Here is a 15216-nt window from a genome sequence, read left to right on the forward strand (position 1 = left end):
TGCGACTCACCGGGCCGGAAGGATGCGGCCCGTCACCTCGCCGAAGCCGATGCGGGTTCCGTTCGGGCCCGGGGCCGTCGCCGTGATGGTGACCGCGTCGCCGTCCTCCAGGAAGGCGCGACCGCTGCCGTCGGCCAGCTGGGCCGGGCGTTCCCCGTTCCAGGTCAGCTCGATCAGCGCGCCCTCCGTGCCGCGCTCGGGGCCGCTGACCGTACCGGAGGCGAACAGGTCGCCGGGGCGGACGCTCGCGCCGTTGACGGTCATGTGGGCCAGCATCTGCGCCGCCGTCCAGTACATCCCGGCGAACGGCGGACGGGAGATCAGCGTGCCGTTGACGCGGACCTCCAGGGCGAGGTCCAGGCCCCACGGCTCCTTCGTGTCGCGGTCGTCGAGGTACGGCAGCGGCTCGACGTCACGGGCGGGCGGCGCCACCCGTGCGGCCGCCAGGGCGTCGAGCGGGACCACCCAGGGCGAGACCGACGTCGCGAAGGACTTCCCGAGGAACGGGCCGAGCGGCACGTACTCCCACGCCTGGATGTCCCGCGCGGACCAGTCGTTGACCAGGCAGACGCCGAAGACGTGCTCGGCGAAGTCTGCCATCGGGACAGGTGTGCCCAGCTCGGAGCCCGCGCCGACCACGAAGCCGACCTCCGCCTCGATGTCGAGGCGGCGGCTCGGCCCGAACGTCGGCGCCGCGTCGGCCGGTGCCTTGCGCTGCCCGTTGGGACGGACGACCGGCGTGCCGGAGACCACGACGGTGCCCGAGCGGCCGTGGTAACCGATGGGCAGGTGCTTCCAGTTGGGCGTGAGCGGCTCGCTGCCCGGACGGAAGAGGCGGCCGAGGTTGCTCGCGTGGTGCTCGGACGCGTAGAAGTCGACGTAGTCGCCGACCGTGAACGGCAGGTGCAGGGTGACGTCGGCGCGCGGCAGCAGGCAGGGCTCGATGACGGGGCGGAACGCCGGCTCGGTGAGCCAACGGGTCAGCGCCTCGCGGACCCGCGTCCACGCCGGGCGGCCTGCGGCCAGCAGCGGGTCGAGGGTCGCGGCCTCCAGCAGCGGGTCGGGCGAGCCGACGGCGCGGGCCGCGGCGCCCGCGTCGAGCACCTGCCCCCCGATCGCCACGCCGAGCCGCCGCCGCTGCGGGTCCCCGGCGGTCGAGAAGACCCCGTAGGGCAGGTTGTCGAGGCCGAAGAGGGTGTCGGCAGGCAGGTCGAGCCAGGTCACAGATGCTCCATCAACGTCGTTCGCTCGGGGCCGGGCAAGCCGGTGGGAGGGAGTCGGGCCGGTCAGGCAGGCGGCAGCAGGCCGAGATCGGTCAGGTCCTCCAGCGGCTCCAGCACGCTGCAGGTCCCGTACGCGGTGAACGCCCGTCGCGCGCGCTCGACCTGAGTGTCCGTCAGGTCCGCAGCCACCGCCGCGAGCCCCTCCGCGCCGTGGTCGGCCAGGACCTCGGCGACCGCGACGGCGTCCGCGCCCTGCACGGCGAAGTGCGTCGCCAGCAGGATGTTGAGGAAGCCGTGGTGGGTGAAGCCGGTGGCGGGGTCCACGTAACGGACGGCGTGGTGCAGGCCGGCCGTGCACTTGAAGGCCAACTCCCGGCTCGCGCAGGCCGTGATGAACGCGGCCAGCTCCTCCGCGCTCGGGAAGGCCTGCGACTCCAGGCCGCCGGTGCGGTACTTGGCCCGGTACGGCGAGGCCGCGATCACGTCGAGGGCCAGTTCCATGGCGCCCGTCTCACGCTTGTCGCTCTTGCTCCCGGAACCCGCGTGGGCGGCGGGGTCGCGACGCAACTCGACCGCGCCGAACACGTGCTGGCCCGGCAGCTCCCGGTCGAGCACCGCGCAGCCGCGCGCGGCCGCCTCGGCGACGGACCCGTCGGCGTCCGGCCCGAGCTCGACGCCGACCAGGTGCAGGCCCGGCCACTTGGCGGTCTCCTCGAGCGCCGGGGCCAGCCCGGACGGGCCACCGCGCACCACGAGCGTGACGTCGAGCGGCCGTTGCGTGCCGCCGGTCTCCTCCGCGGCCGCGCCGACCTCGGCGATCCGGTCCGCCCCGACCAGGAACGGGCCGACCAGCGGCGCGTACCAGGCGTTGCGGTGGTTGCGGTGCGCGGGCACCGCCTCGGCCACCGGCGCGTTGCCGGGCGGGAACAGCGCGGCGTCGTCGCACAGGCCCGCGAAGAGCGGCGGGACCAGGTGGGCGGGCCTCACTCCTGCTCCTCCCCCGCGGCCCCGGCGCCGCCCTGGTCCTCGGCGTCCGCCTCCTCGGCGGTCTCGACCGGTCCGCGGCCGCTCCAGGTCCACGCGTAGCGGCCGTCGTCGGTGGCGCGGGCGCCCTCGGCGAGCTCCAGCGGCCGGAAGGTGTCGACCATGACGGCGAGCTCGTCGAAGAACTCCACGCCGATGCTGCGCTCGTACGCGCCCGGCTGCGGGCCGTGGGTGTGGCCGCCGGGGTGCAGCGAGACGCTGCCCTGGCCGATGCCGGAGCCCTTACGGGCCTCGTAGTTCCCGCCGCAGTAGAACATGACCTCGTCGCTGTCGACGTTGGCGTGGTAGTACGGCACCGGGATCGACAGCGGGTGGTAGTCCACCTTGCGCGGCACGAAGTTGCAGATGACGAAGTTGTTGCCCTCGAACACCTGGTGCGCCGGCGGCGGCTGGTGGATCCGGCCGGTGATCGGCTCGTAGTTCTCGATGTTGAAGGCGTAGGGGTAGAGGCAGCCGTCCCAGCCCACGACGTCGAAGGGGTGGCTGGGCACCACCATGACGGTGCCGCCGACCGAGCCGCCGACGCGGTGCTTGACGTAGACCTCGACGTCCCCGTCCTCCTCGACGACCAGCGGGCCGACGGGGCCGCGCAGGTCGCGCTCGCAGAACGGCGCGTGCTCAAGCAGCTGCCCGAACCTGGACAGGTAGCGCTTGGCGGGCGTGATGTGGCTGTTCGCCTCGATGGCGTACAGCCGCAGCGGCGCGTCCCCGGTGGGCAGCCAGCGGTGCGTGGTGGCGCGCGGGATGACGACGTAGTCGCCCTGGTGGACCTCGATGACGCCGAAGACCGTCTCGACGACGCCCGTGCCGGACTCGACGTAGACGCACTCGTCCCCTATCCCGTTGCGGTACAGGGGGGACGGCAGCCCGGCGGCGACGTAGGCGATGCGCACGTCCGCGTTGGACAGCACGACACGCCGGTCGCGGACCGGGTCGGCCTGCCGCCACGACGCGCCGGGGAAGAGGTCGTGCAGCTTGAAGTGGAACGGCTTGAGGGGGTGGTTCGCCTCCGGCTTGCCGTCGTCGATCCGCCACACCCGGCTGTCCACCATGGCCGACGGGATGGCCCGGTGGTAGAGCAGCGAGGAGTCGGAGGAGAAGCCCTCCTCCCCCATCAGCTCCTCGTAGTACAGGGAACCGTCGGCAGCACGGTGCTGCGTGTGCCGCTTGGGCGGGACCGAGCCCACGCTGCGGTAGTAGGCCACCTTCGTCGCCTCCCGGGCTGCTGTGCCCTTGGCGCCCGGCCGGCCGGCCGGGGCCCTGACAGGACCAGTATTGACGATCAGCAGTACAGGGCCTAGCTTCGCTCGCTGACAATATCCGGCGATCGAGGTGCGCAATCTGCCAAGCTTGATCCCGGAAGAGAGGCGGCGAGATGGAAGCTCAGCGCAGAAAGCCCGACCAGCTGGACGTCCTGCTGATCCGCGCGCTCGCCGAGAATCCGCGCGCCGGATTCCTCGAACTGTCCCGCCTCACGGGCGTCTCCCGGGCCACCGTCCAGGCGCGCATCCAGCGCCTGGAGGCGGACGGCGTCATCACCGGCCACGGCCCGGACGTGGATCTGGCGGCGGCCGGCTTCCCGGTGCTGGCCTTCGTGAACCTGGAGATCTCCCAGGGCAGCCTGGAGGAGCTCTCGGTCGAGCTGGCCAAGGTCCCGGGCGTCCTGGAGGCCTACGGCACCACCGGCGCCAGCGACGTCCACTGCCGCGTGGCGGCGACCTCCCACGACGGCCTGCAGCAGACACTGATCGAGATCAGCCGCATCCCGTGCGTGGCCCGGTCCACCAGCGTGATCGCCCTGTCCCAGGTGGTCACCCCGCGCTACCTGCCCCTGCTGGAGGCCGAGGAACGCCCCCGGCCGAGCCGCATCCCGGCGACGGGCATGCCCCCGCGCGACTGAGCCCGGACCACGGCGGGCGCGCGGAGGCGCGGGGCGAGCGCGGAGGCACGGGGCGAGCGCGGAGGCACGACGCGGGACGGGCGCGGAAGCGCGGCACGGGCTCGGGGCGGTGGACGCGGCGCGGGGCGAGCGCGGGCGCGGAAGCGCGGGACGAGCGCAGAGGCACGACGCGGGGCGGGCGCGGAGGCGCGGCGCGAGCGCAGGCGCGGGGCCGGTGGACGCGGCGCGGAAGCACGGTGCGAGCGCGGGCGCGGAGGCGTGGCGGGGCGCGGTGGATGCGGCGCGGAAGCGCGGGGCGGCGCGGTGGATGCGAGGGCACGTGCCGAGCCGACGCACGCCCGGCCGTGTCGCCAGAAAGCGTGCACCGGAAGAAGCTCGGTCTCGATCATGGCCAGCGGCCGGGGAATGACGGAGGATCATGACGGCGTGCCTTCGCCCGGAGCCGGGCGGCCCGCCCCGCGGCTGAAGGCCGCGGATGTGCCGTCGAACCGAGGGGGATCGCTGATGACCATGCGCCTGGGCCTGAGCCTGCCGCAGTTCCGCCAGTACACGCCGGGCCGGGACGTCGCCACGGTGGCCCGCGCGGCGGAGGTGATCGGATTCGACAGCCTGTGGGCGTTCGAGCGCCTCCTCGTCCCCGAGAACCCCTCCCAGGGCCTCTTCGGTGTCCCGGGCCTCCCCTGGCCCGACCGCTACCGCTCCGTCGCTGAGCCGTTGATGACGCTGGCGACGGCGGGCGCCGTGACCGACCGCGTTCGGCTGGGCACCAGCGTGCTCGTCGCACCGCTGCACCTGCCGTTCCAACTCGCCAAGCAGCTGGCCACCTTGGACGCGGCAACGGGCGGGGGCCGACTGCTCGCCGGACTCGGCACCGGCTGGTCCCACGACGAGTACGCCGCCTCCGGCGCGGCTCCCTTCGCCGAGCGCGGCGCCCAACTGGAGGAGACGCTCGACGTCTTCACGGCGGTCTGGGGTCCCGATCCCGTCTCCTACACGGGCAAGCGCACGGTCATCGCCGAGTCCGAGGTCGGCCCGAAGCCGACGCGACCGATCCCGGTCCTGCTCGCGGCCTCCGGCCGCCCCGCCCTGGACCGGCTGGCCCGGCGCGCCGACGGCTGGCTGCCGATCGGGGTGCCGTTCGAGCGCCTGCCGGCCGCCTGGAGCGCCATCCGCGAGGCCGCGGAGCGCCACGGCCGGGACGCCTCGGCCCTGCAGATGATCGGCCGCGCCAACATCTCGATCCGCGCCACACCGGTCGCCGAGGAGAGCCGCCCCCAGTTCACGGGCTCACGCGAGCAGATCGTCGCGGACGTGGTCGCGGCGGCCGAGGCCGGAATGCACGAACTGCTGCTGGACCTCCAGGGCAGCGCGCGGGACGCACAGGAGCTGGTCGACCTCGCGTCGCAGTTCCACACGGCGGTGCGGGCGGCGGGGGTGGCCGCCGTCCAGCCGCCTGCAGCTGCCCACGGGTGCGACGTCTGACCGTCTAACGGAGTCCGGTCTGCGGGTACTGGCCGAGCGCCATCGCGTCGATCGCGTCCTTCGCCTGGCGCAGGCCCGCGCCCGTCCGCTCGCGGTAGGCCTTGATCGCCTGGATCTTCCGGCCCTGCCGCACCAGCTCCAGGACCTGCTCCAGAGCCGGGTCGACGTACGGTCCGGCGACCGGCGCGGGATACGGGCCGGCGGCCGAGGCGGGATACGGAGCAGGGGCCGGAGTGGCGTACGGGCCGGTGTTGAACTCGACGTAGTCCAGCGGCTCGTACTCCGAACGCCTCGGGTTGGCCGGCGTGCGATCCTGCGGGACGCCGTCCTGCGGCGCGTAGCCACTCGTTCCGAGGCCGAGACCGTCCAGCCTGGCCAGCACCATGTCCAGCTTCGCCTCGATCGCCGCGAGGCGCTGCTCCACCGTCACCCTGTCCACCGGTTCCATGCGATGAAGATATGGCCTGCACCCGTCCACTGTCGCCGCCCCGGTTCGGCCACCGTCGGGCTACGGGGTCCCCGGCCGCAGGGGGCCGGAGGGGGCCTGCCTAGACTCGTCGCCGTGACGAAGTTCTTCCTGATCCTGCACATCCTCGCCGCCATCGTGGCCATCGGCCCGGTCGCCGTGGCCGCCAGCATGTTCCCGCCGGTGGCGCGCAAGGCCCTGGCCGCCGGGCCGGACAGCCTGGAGGACGCCGCCACGCTCGGAGTGCTCAACCGGATCTGCAAGGTCTACGCCCTCGTCGGCCTGGCCGTGCCCATGTTCGGCTTCGCCGCGGCCGGGGTGATGAAGGTCACCGGCCAGACCTGGGTGATCGTCTCGATCGTGCTGACGGCGATCGCCGCCGTCCTGCTCGCCGTGCTGGTCCTGCCCCGTCAGGCCGAACTGCTCACGGGCAAGGGTCCGCGCGGTCGCGAGGTCGGCGTCAAGGACACCAAGCAGCTGGCCATGTACACCGGCATCTTCAACCTGCTCTGGGCGGCCGTGACGGTCATCATGATCGTCCGCCCGGGCTCCACACTGGGCCACTGAGGAATGCGCCGGGCGCGACCGGGGTTGTCCTGGCCATGAGCGACACCGCCGAGACGACAGCCACCGACACGTCCGCGCCCATGCCCACGCCCACACCCGCTCCGTTGCTGCAGATGCTCCAGCTCCCCGGCCTGCCCCAGGCGGACGGCGACGCCGCCCCCGTCTGCGGCCCGGACGGCTGCGCCGTCCCGGTGCAGGGCCAGCAGTAAGCAGCATTCGAAGGGCCCGCTCATCCGGGCACGGTGAGCACGATCTTGCCGCGCACCGTTCCGGTGCGGCTGAGTGCCACGGCCTCTTCCGCCTCCGCGAGCGGGTAGTCGCGGGTGACGTGCACCCGCAGCGAGCCCGCCTCCGCGAGAGCGTTGAGTGCGCGCAGGTCCGCGCCGGAGGGGTGCACCCACACGTAGCGCCCGCCGAGGGCCTTCACGGAGCCGTCGACGACCGAGACGATGCGCGTCCGGTCCCGCACCACCTCGGCGGAGACGGCGACCGAGTCCCCGCCCAGGAAGTCCAGCGCCGCGTCCACGCCCTCGGGCGCGAGGTCCCGTACCCGGTCCGCGAGCCCCTCACCGCTCAACACCGGCTCCGCGCCCAGCTCCCGCAGGAACGGGAAGCTCGCCGTCCGGGACGTCGTCCCGATCACCCGCGCGCCGCGCGACGCCGCGATCTGCGTCGCGAACCCACCGACGCCGCCCCCGGCCGCATGCACCAGCACAGTCCCGCCCCCGTTCACGTGCGCGGCCGCCAGCGCCTGAAAGGCCGTCAACCCGGCCAGCGGGAGGCCCCCGGCCTCCTCCCAGCTCATCGCGGGCGACTTGGGCGCGAGCGCGCGCACCGGCACGGCCGTGAACTCGGCCCACGTGCCGAACTGCGCGAAGTCCTGCCGGTTGTAGGCGATGACCTCGTCCCCCTCGGCGAACTCGGTGACCGCGACCCCGACCCGCTCGACGACCCCGGCCACGTCCCAGCCCAGCGTGAGCGGGAAGTAGACGTTGAGCAGCGGGTCGGCCGCGCCCGCGGCCACGTGCCAGTCGACGGGGTTCAACCCGGCCGCCTTGACCCGCACCAGCACCGAGTCCGGCCCGACCTTCGGCAGCGGCTGCTCGGTGAGCCTCGGCGTCTCGCCGTATGCGTCGACGGTGACGGCCTTCATCTGCGTCTCCCTGTTCACGTCGCGCTGCGCCTGCCTGGGCGACCTGAACCGCCCTCGCCGACGATCCTCTCCCGCGCCTCGCGCTCGGGCACCTGCGCCCTGCGGCGGGCTCCGCCGTTCGAGGGAAGCCGTCCTCCTCGTCCCCCGCCCCGTCGCTCGCCTCGCTTCGTCGCCCCTTCGCACCGTCGCTCCGTCGCTCCTTCGCCCCCGTCGCTCCGTTGCTCCCGTCTCAGCCGCGCCGCTCGAACGTCTCCGCCAACGCCGTGAAGATCAAGGCCGTGGAGGTCGCCCCCGGATCCTGGTGACCGATGCTGCGCTCGCCCAGGTAGGAGGCGCGTCCCTTGCGGGCCTGGAGGGGCGTGGTGGCCCGCGCACCGTCCTCCGCGGCGTCCGCCGCGGCCCGTGCGGCCGCGCGGAGGTCGCCGCCCGCCGTGACCGCCGCGTCGAACGCCGCCACGGCCGGGGTGAGTGCGTCGACCATCGTCTTGTCCCCGACGGCGGCCGCCCCGAGCGCGCGGACCGCGTCCAGGCCCGCGTGCAGCGCGAGCGCGAACTGTTCACCGTCGGCCTCCGGCGTGGTCAACGCGCGGCCGATCGCTCGGAACGCGGTGCCGTAGAGCGGACCAGACGCCCCGCCGACGCTCGAGATCAGCGTCATGCCGACCTTGCCCAGCAACTGCCCGACCGTCTCCGGCGCATGACCCGCTCCCGCATGACCCGCTCCGCCGGTCGCCGCCTCGACGGCCGCGAAGCCGCGCTGCAGGTTCACGCCGTGGTCGGCGTCGCCGATCGCGGCGTCGAGCTCCGTCAACTCGTCGCGGTGCGCCGACACCGCGAGCGCGACGGCGTGGATCCATGCGCGGGTCGTCACGAGGTCGAGCGTGTCGACCCGGTCCACGCCGTCACCCTGGCCGCCCGTGTTCACGCCGGTGCTCACGCTTGTTTCGCCTCCCCCGTCCGCCCGGGACCGATCCCTGAGTTCACAGCCCCCAGCGCAGTGCCGGTGTGTTCACGGGCGCATCCCACAGCTCAAGCATCTCGTCGTCGACCCGGCAGAGAGTGAACGACGCGCCTGCCATGTCGAGACTCGTCACGTAGTTGCCGACCAGGCTGCGCGCGATGGTGACGCCCCGTCCGCCCAGCACCCGCGACACCTCGTTGAAGAGGATGTAGAGCTCAGACAGCGGCGTCGCGCCGAGACCGTTCACCATCACGATCACCTGGACAGACCCCGCGCCGGCCCTCGCCACCTTGCCCGCAGCGTCCGCCTCGCCCGGCACGTCCGCCGCGTCCGCCGCGTCCGCCGCGTCCAGCACATCCGTCGCGTGCGCCGCGTCCGCCGCGTCCGCGAAGACCGACTCGGCCAGGATCGCGTCCAGTGCCAGTTCCGCGACCTCGTGCGCCGTGGCGAGCTTCTCGCGCCGACGGCCCGGCTCGCCGTGGATGCCGACGCCGACCTCCATCTCGTCCTCCGGCAGCAGGAAGCCGGGCTTCCCGTTGGCGGGCGTCGTGCACGCCGTCAGCGCGACCGCGAACGAGCGCGCGCTCGCGTTCACCCGGCGGCCCATCTCGGCCACGGCCCCCAACTCCGCGCCGCGCTCGGCCAACGCGCCCGCGATCTTCTCGACCATCAACGTCGCGCCCGTGCCCCGGCGGCCGGCCGTCCAGGTCGAGTCCTGCACCGCGACGTCGTCGTCGACGAGCACCGTCTCCACCGCGATCCCGGCGTCCTCGACGGCCAACTCCGCAGCCATCTGGAAGTTGAGCACGTCGCCGGTGTAGTTCTTCACGACGAACACCACTCCCGCGCCGGAGTCGACGGCCTGCGCCGCAGCCAGCATCTGTCCCGGCACCGGGGAGGTGAACACCGCGCCCGGGCAGGCCGCGTCCAGCATGCCGACGCCCACGAAGCCCGCATGCAACGGCTCGTGACCGGAACCGCCGCCCGAGACGAGCGCGACCTTGCCGGCCCGGGGCGGCGCCGTGCGTCGGACGAACCCGCCGGCGCTCTCATCGGCGCCCTCGCCGGCTCCGGGGACGACCGTCAGCATCGGATGCGCGGCCGCAAGCCCGGCGAGGCTGTCGGCGACGTAGGAGTCAGGGGTGTTGAGGAACTTCTTCACAACGGCAGTCCTCCCGTGCGGCCCGCACGACCGAACCGCAGAATCGCCACGCGCGCGCCCGCGCTTGTGCTTTCACTTCGGAGAGCCGCGAATCTAGCATCACGGACATGACCGAGAGCAGTAACGCGCCCACCGATCGTGTCCGCTTCGCGTCCGCAACGGAAGAGGCCGGGCCCGGGCCCGGGCCCGAACGCAGCGGCGCGGCCGGGGTCCGGCGCGGGCAGCCGGGCATCGTGGGGCTCGTCCTCGTCTCGCACAGCGCCCGACTGGCCGCCGGTCTCCGGGAGCTGCTCGAACCGCTGGGTGGCGGGCTGGTCCCGATCGCCACTGCGGGCGGCTCGGAGGACGGCACCCGCGACGGCGGCCTGGGCACCAGCTACGAGCGGATCGAGGCCGCTGTCACCACCGCCGACGCGGGCGCGGGCGTCCTGCTCCTGCCGGACCTCGGCAGCTCCGTGCTGACCGCCCGCCTGGTCCTCGCCGACCTCGGGCGTGACGACGTGCTGCTGGTCGACGCGCCGTTCGTCGAGGGCGGCGTCGCCGCCGTCGTCGCCGCGTCGACGGGCGCGTCCCTGGCCGACGTCGCCGCGGCCGCACGCGAGGCGCGCACCGTCCCCAAGTTCTGAGCCGCCCTCCGGCGGCATCCGCGTCACCACCCTGGGAGAATGCAACCGGCACCGATCGGAACGAGCGCGCGACGAGCACGGCCCGTCGCGCGCGACAGGAGAGTGAGGGCTCCGTGGGCAGTCCCGTCGACCAACTGGTGGACCTGCTGGACCTCGAACAGATCGAGGTCAACATCTTCCGCGGACGCAGCCCCGAGGAGTCGCTCCAGCGCGTCTTCGGCGGACAGGTCGCCGGCCAGGCCCTGATCGCGGCCGGCCGAACCGTCGCCCCGGACAGACCGGTGCACTCGCTGCACGCGTACTTCCTGCGCCCGGGCATCCCGGGCATCCCGATCGTCTACCAGGTCGACCGGATCCGGGACGGCCGCTCCTTCACCACCCGCCGGGTGCTCGGCGTCCAGCAGGGACGGACGATCTTCGCGCTGACCGCCGACTTCCACCTGCCCGAGGAGTCGCCGTTCGAGCACCAGATCGCGAGGCCCGACGTCCCGGGGCCGGAGGAGCTCCCGTCGGCGCTGGAGGAGGTCGGCTCGGTGCTGGGCGAATTGCCGCCCTTCATCAGCCGCCGCCAGCCTTTCGAGCTCCGCTACGTCGACCGCGTGCGCTGGACGGAGGAGGAGCTCAAGGGCGTCGAGGCGCGCAGCGCGGTCTGGCTGCGCACCAACGGCACCCTCCCGGACGACCCGCTGATCCACACCTGCGCGGTCACCTACGCGAGCGACATGACGCTGCTGGACGCGGTCCGCGTCCCGGTCGAGCCGCTGTGGGGCAAACGGCACTTCGACATGGCCTCGCTGGACCACGCCATGTGGTTCCACCGGCCGTTCCGCGCGGACGAGTGGCTGCTCTACGAGCAGGAGTCGCCGGTGGCCGTCGGCGGCCGCGGGCTCGCGCGCGGGCAGATCTTCGACCGCCAGGGCTGCCTGGTGGTGTCGGTGATGCAGGAGGGCCTCTTCCGCCGCATCGCCTGAGGCGTCCCCTCGCCCGCGCCCCGTCTCCGTCGCTGTCCCATCGCCCCCTTCCGGAGCACACAGCCGGATGGGGGAAGATGACCCGTGCCCATAGAACAGCAGTCCGACCCAGCCCCGGCCCCGCCGGACGCCACACCCGCCACAGCAGCCGCTCCCGCCGCTCCCAGCGTTCCCGGCGGCCCGATCGGACGCCTCGGTCGCGCCGTCCGCGGCTCGCTCGCCGACATCACGCCGCTGCGCGAGCACCCGCACTACCGGCGGCTCTGGTTGGGACAGGCCGTCTCCGGCATCGGCCAGCAGATGACAGCGCTGGCCGTCTCCGTCCAGGTCTACGCGCTGACGCACTCGGCCCTGGCCACCGGCCTGATCGGCCTGTGCTCGCTGCTGCCCCTGGTCGCCTTCGGCCTCTACGGCGGCGCGATCGCCGACCGCGTCGACCGTCGCAAACTCGGCCTCGCCGGCGCGAGCGGCGCCGCCGTCCTCTCGGTCGGCCTCGCCGTCCAGGCACTGCTGGGCCTGCACGCGGTCGGCCTGCTGTACGGGATCGTGGCCCTCCAGGCGGTCTGCTTCGCGATCAACGCCCCGGCCCGCGCGTCGATGATCCCGCGCCTGGTCCCGGCCGAGCAGCTCCCGGCCGCGAACGCCCTGGGCAGCCTGAGCATGAACCTGGGCCTCACGGTCGGCCCCATGATCGGCGGGCTCTTCATCGGGATCTGGGGCTTCCAGGCCGCCTATCTCGTCGACGCGGTCGCCTTCGGCGCGTCCCTCTACGCGATGTGGCGGCTGCCCGCGATGCGTCCCGAGGCGTCCTCGAACGGCAAGCGCGTCTCCGTCCTGGAGGGCCTGCGCTTCCTGCGGGAGCGTCCCAACCTGCGGATGACCTTCCTCGCCGACATCGCCGCCATGGTCTTCGGCATGCCCCGCGCCCTCTTCCCGGCCCTCGCGGCCACCCTCTACGGCGGCGGCGCCGGCACGGTCGGCCTGCTCACGGCCGCCCCGGCGGTCGGCGCGCTGATCGGCGGCCTCTTCTCCGGCTGGGTCAGCCGGGTGCACCGCCACGGCTTCGCCACCTCCCTCGCCGTCGCCGCCTGGGGCCTGGCCTGCGCGGGCTTCGGCCTCGCCCACGACCTCTGGCTCGGCCTGCTCCTCCTCGCCTGCGCGGGCGCGGCGGACACCGTCTCCATGATCTTCCGCAACACCATGCTCCAGGCCGCCGCCCCGGACGACATGCGCGGCCGCCTCCAGGGCGTCTTCATCGTCGTCGTCGCCGGCGGTCCCCGCCTCGGCGACTTCGAGTCCGGCGTCGTCGCCCAGCTCAGCACCCCGGCCATCTCCGCCACCACCGGTGGCCTGGCCTGCCTCGCGACCCTCGCCCTCCTCCTGGTCCGCTACCCGTCCTTCCTCCGCTACGACTCCCGCACCCCGACCCCATGATCGCCTTCTCCGCCCCTCCCCCACCCGCACCGCTGTGACCTGCACGCATCCACACGGAAACCCGTGCACAAGCACGGCCCCGGATCCTGTATTGTTCTTCCTGTGCCCGGGAGACCGGGGACAGACCGCAAAGCCGCAAGGCAGCGCAGTCACGGGACGTGGCGCAGCTTGGTAGCGCACTTGACTGGGGGTCAAGGGGTCGCAGGTTCAAATCCTGTCGTCCCGACTCGGACGGATGTCCAGAGTCGCAGGTCAGAGCCGGTGTCTGATTCATCAGACACCGGCTCTCGACGTTTTTCGGCCCACTTCGGCTGGGAGCGGATTGGGAGCGACGCTGGGAGCACTCGGCTCCCAATCCGCTCCCAGGTCAATCCATGTTGACCGCTATCACCCACAACGGTCGAGATGCCCAGATTTCTTTCGCGCTCCGCCGCGAGATCCGGGGCCACCTGGGCACTTTTGACGCAGCGCCATATGTTGTCGACCACACGGTGGGTGAGTTGCGCTCATGACGACATTGCGGGTGCCGATAATTCATCCGGCCTGGTCAGCTGGCATGGCGGTACTCGCGCAGTGTCCCTCCGAGTCGGTCTCGTCGGCGAACCGGCAGACGTCGGATTCGGGCCGGCACGGTGACCGGCTCGGGCCGCGGTCGCAGCGGAGCGGCTTGGCCCAGGCTCCGGTGCGGCCGGTGCTGGTTGTAGAACGTCTCGAACTCCCGCAGCACGTGCCGTAGGTGGCGCTGGTCCCAGATCAGCGTGCGGTCCAGGAGTTCACGTCGGCAGGTCTGGATCCACCGCTCCATGATCGAGTTCATCCGGGGCACGCGGATACCGGTGGTCACGACTTGCAGCCCGGCATCCGCCAGCAGCGTGTCGAACGCCGCAGTGAACTTCGAGTCGCGATCGCGGATCAGGAACCGCGCCTTGCTGCCCGCTTCCTCAAGGTCCATGACGAGGTTGCGTCCGAGCTGCACGATCCAGTCCGCCGTCGGGTGCGGGGTGGCGCCCATGACCCGCACGCGCCGGCTCGCGTGCTCGATGACCGCAAAGACGTACAGGCGCGCCCCGGTCAGCGTGCGGGCCTCGAAGAGATCGCAGGCGAGCAGCGCCTCGGCCTGGCTGCGCAGAAAGTCAGCCCAGGTAGTGCTGTTCCGTTCCGGGGCGGGTGGGATGCCGTGCTCCCTGAGGATCTCCCATACCGTGGACGCTGCAACCTTGATGCCCAGCGCCGCCAGCTCCCCGTGGATCCGCCGGTAGCCCCATGAGGGATTCTCCCGGGCCAGGCGCAGGACCAAAGCCCGGATCGAGCGGACGGTCGGCGGTCTCCCACGCCGCTTCGGCACACACGCCGCCGCATGCCGGCGCCGAAGAAGGTCCCGGTGCCAGCGCAGGATCGTATCCGGGCGGACCAGCAGCAGAAGACGGCGGAGCCTCTCCCCCGGCAGATGGTGGAGCAGCCCGGCCAGGACCGCCCGATCAACGTCGGTGAACACGGGCCTGCCGACCTGGCGCTGAAGCACCAGCAACTGATGCCGCAGCACCAGTATCTCCACCTCCTTCTCCCGCTCCCCCATCGGTAGAAGGCGCAGCAGAGCAAACGCGTGGGTGGCAGCAAGGTAGACCAGGCGCAGTAGCACAAGAGATCATCCTGCCGCCCTCCCCCGCCGCCGAACAGCCCGCAGGGTAACCAACGGGATCCCCACGATCATGCCGCTGACCTGCCCGGATGATTTATCGGCACCCGCAGTTCTCGCGCACCAGGCGCAGGATCAGGAGCCGGACCGAACGGACCGTCGGCGGACGCCCGGGGCGCTTCGGCCCGCAGCTTCGCGCGTGGCGCCGCCCCATGAGGTCACGACGCCACCGCAGCACCGTGTCTGGACGGACAAGCAAACGAGCCGACGCAGGAACTCCCGCGGCAGCGGAACCAGCAGAGCCGCCAGGAACGCGCGATCCTCCGGAGAGAACGTCACCTTGTCCCCACCGAGCTGTCGTTCAAGGACCGTGATCTGGTGACGCAGAACCAGGATCTCCACGTCCTTCTTGCGGTCGCTCATCGGCGGCAGCCGCAGGGCGGCGAAAGCGTGGGAGACCGCGAGATTCGCGAAGCGCACGAGCACGAAACGCGATCATGCCGGATCGGGACAATTCAGAGCGCAGGATGGTCCTGCCCTTTATCCGGCCCTCGATCATCGGGACGCCTTCCGATCTTGGTCATCGGTCGA

At 72.6% G+C, this 15216-nt stretch carries 16 protein-coding genes and 1 tRNA gene; 8 read left to right on the forward strand and 9 right to left on the reverse strand.

Annotation, left to right across the window (positions count from 1 at the left end):
* Nucleotides 1–6: 6 nt before the first annotated feature.
* The 3 genes from fahA to TR49_RS31845 all read right to left on the reverse strand — a co-directional run bounded on the left by fahA (nucleotide 7) and on the right by TR49_RS31845 (nucleotide 3472).
* Nucleotides 7–1224 (reverse strand): fumarylacetoacetase, encoded by a 1218-nt coding sequence (gene fahA, locus TR49_RS31835; RefSeq protein ID WP_042387756.1) that lies wholly within the window; start codon nucleotides 1222–1224, stop codon nucleotides 7–9.
* A gap of 62 nt (nucleotides 1225–1286) precedes the next feature.
* Nucleotides 1287–2210: a hypothetical protein gene (locus TR49_RS31840; protein WP_236653614.1), complete on the reverse strand. Its 924-nt coding sequence runs from the start codon at nucleotides 2208–2210 to the stop codon at nucleotides 1287–1289.
* Nucleotides 2207–3472: a homogentisate 1,2-dioxygenase gene (locus TR49_RS31845; RefSeq protein WP_084725640.1), complete on the reverse strand. Its 1266-nt coding sequence runs from the start codon at nucleotides 3470–3472 to the stop codon at nucleotides 2207–2209. Before TR49_RS31845 ends, TR49_RS31840 begins: the two co-directional genes overlap by 4 nt.
* Nucleotides 3473–3642: 170 nt before the next feature.
* Between TR49_RS31845 and TR49_RS31850 the strand changes: the two genes are divergently transcribed.
* Together TR49_RS31850 and TR49_RS31855 are read left to right on the forward strand one after the other, a co-directional pair.
* Nucleotides 3643–4167, forward strand: a complete 525-nt coding sequence (locus TR49_RS31850) for an Lrp/AsnC family transcriptional regulator (RefSeq protein ID WP_042387758.1) — start codon at nucleotides 3643–3645, stop codon at nucleotides 4165–4167.
* Nucleotides 4168–4671: 504 nt separating this feature from the next.
* The gene (locus tag TR49_RS31855) at nucleotides 4672–5649 is read left to right on the forward strand and encodes a TIGR03619 family F420-dependent LLM class oxidoreductase (protein WP_042387760.1); all 978 of its coding nucleotides are present in this window, start codon (nucleotides 4672–4674) and stop codon (nucleotides 5647–5649) included.
* A gap of 4 nt (nucleotides 5650–5653) precedes the next feature.
* Here TR49_RS31855 and TR49_RS31860 read toward each other — a convergent pair whose 3' ends face one another.
* Nucleotides 5654–6097, reverse strand: a complete 444-nt coding sequence (locus TR49_RS31860; RefSeq protein WP_160311665.1) for a hypothetical protein — start codon at nucleotides 6095–6097, stop codon at nucleotides 5654–5656.
* A gap of 114 nt (nucleotides 6098–6211) precedes the next feature.
* On the opposite strand from TR49_RS31860, the gene TR49_RS31865 reads away from it, so the two are divergent.
* Together TR49_RS31865 and TR49_RS44140 are read left to right on the forward strand one after the other, a co-directional pair.
* Nucleotides 6212–6682 carry a membrane protein gene (locus TR49_RS31865; RefSeq protein ID WP_042387764.1) on the forward strand — a complete coding sequence of 157 codons (471 nt, stop codon included), beginning with the start codon at nucleotides 6212–6214 and terminating at the stop codon, nucleotides 6680–6682.
* A 35-nt stretch (nucleotides 6683–6717) separates the two neighbouring features.
* The gene (locus TR49_RS44140; RefSeq protein WP_160311666.1) at nucleotides 6718–6891 is read left to right on the forward strand and encodes a hypothetical protein; all 174 of its coding nucleotides are present in this window, start codon (nucleotides 6718–6720) and stop codon (nucleotides 6889–6891) included.
* 20 nt (nucleotides 6892–6911) lie between these two features.
* Here TR49_RS44140 and TR49_RS31870 read toward each other — a convergent pair whose 3' ends face one another.
* From TR49_RS31870 to dhaK, 3 genes are all read right to left on the reverse strand, one after another.
* Nucleotides 6912–7835 (reverse strand): NADP-dependent oxidoreductase, encoded by a 924-nt coding sequence (locus tag TR49_RS31870; RefSeq protein ID WP_042387765.1) that lies wholly within the window; start codon nucleotides 7833–7835, stop codon nucleotides 6912–6914.
* Between the two features lie 229 nt (nucleotides 7836–8064).
* Nucleotides 8065–8772 (reverse strand): dihydroxyacetone kinase subunit DhaL, encoded by a 708-nt coding sequence (dhaL, locus tag TR49_RS31875; RefSeq protein WP_169790010.1) that lies wholly within the window; start codon nucleotides 8770–8772, stop codon nucleotides 8065–8067.
* A gap of 43 nt (nucleotides 8773–8815) precedes the next feature.
* Nucleotides 8816–9958, reverse strand: coding sequence for a dihydroxyacetone kinase subunit DhaK (gene dhaK / locus TR49_RS31880; RefSeq protein ID WP_042387768.1), 1143 nt, complete (start codon nucleotides 9956–9958; stop codon nucleotides 8816–8818).
* Between the two features lie 230 nt (nucleotides 9959–10188).
* Here dhaK and TR49_RS31885 point away from each other — a divergent pair, with 230 nt between their 5' ends.
* From TR49_RS31885 to TR49_RS31900, 4 genes are all read left to right on the forward strand, one after another.
* Nucleotides 10189–10584, forward strand: coding sequence for a PTS-dependent dihydroxyacetone kinase phosphotransferase subunit DhaM (locus TR49_RS31885; RefSeq protein ID WP_042387809.1), 396 nt, complete (start codon nucleotides 10189–10191; stop codon nucleotides 10582–10584).
* Nucleotides 10585–10697: 113 nt separating this feature from the next.
* Nucleotides 10698–11555 (forward strand): acyl-CoA thioesterase, encoded by an 858-nt coding sequence (locus TR49_RS31890; protein ID WP_042387769.1) that lies wholly within the window; start codon nucleotides 10698–10700, stop codon nucleotides 11553–11555.
* 84 nt (nucleotides 11556–11639) lie between these two features.
* On the forward strand, nucleotides 11640–12989 hold the full coding sequence (locus TR49_RS31895; RefSeq protein WP_084725642.1) for an MFS transporter: 1350 nt from the start codon (nucleotides 11640–11642) through the stop codon (nucleotides 12987–12989).
* A gap of 152 nt (nucleotides 12990–13141) precedes the next feature.
* A tRNA-Pro gene (locus TR49_RS31900) sits at nucleotides 13142–13215 on the forward strand.
* A gap of 321 nt (nucleotides 13216–13536) precedes the next feature.
* Here the strand turns inward: TR49_RS31900 and TR49_RS31905 are convergent.
* Nucleotides 13537–14628 carry an integrase core domain-containing protein gene (locus tag TR49_RS31905; protein WP_042387771.1) on the reverse strand — a complete coding sequence of 364 codons (1092 nt, stop codon included), beginning with the start codon at nucleotides 14626–14628 and terminating at the stop codon, nucleotides 13537–13539.
* A gap of 132 nt (nucleotides 14629–14760) precedes the next feature.
* Nucleotides 14761–15111, reverse strand: a complete 351-nt coding sequence (locus TR49_RS31910) for a hypothetical protein (RefSeq protein ID WP_369405352.1) — start codon at nucleotides 15109–15111, stop codon at nucleotides 14761–14763.
* Between the last annotated feature and the right edge of the window lie 105 nt (nucleotides 15112–15216).

The organism is Streptacidiphilus melanogenes (assembly GCF_000787835.1).
In the GTDB taxonomy this organism is placed as follows: domain Bacteria; phylum Actinomycetota; class Actinomycetes; order Streptomycetales; family Streptomycetaceae; genus Streptacidiphilus; species Streptacidiphilus melanogenes.

Excerpts from the sequence above, each read along its gene's own strand:
- TR49_RS31860 (WP_160311665.1), bottom strand. The coding sequence starts at position 6,097 with ATGGAACCGGTGGACAGGGTGACGGTGGAGCAGCGCCTCGCGGCGATC.
- TR49_RS31855 (WP_042387760.1), top strand. The coding sequence starts at position 4,672 with ATGACCATGCGCCTGGGCCTGAGCCTGCCGCAGTTCCGCCAGTACACG.
- TR49_RS44140 (WP_160311666.1), top strand. The coding sequence starts at position 6,718 with ATGAGCGACACCGCCGAGACGACAGCCACCGACACGTCCGCGCCCATG.
- TR49_RS31870 (WP_042387765.1), bottom strand. The coding sequence starts at position 7,835 with ATGAAGGCCGTCACCGTCGACGCATACGGCGAGACGCCGAGGCTCACC.
- TR49_RS31850 (WP_042387758.1), top strand. The coding sequence starts at position 3,643 with ATGGAAGCTCAGCGCAGAAAGCCCGACCAGCTGGACGTCCTGCTGATC.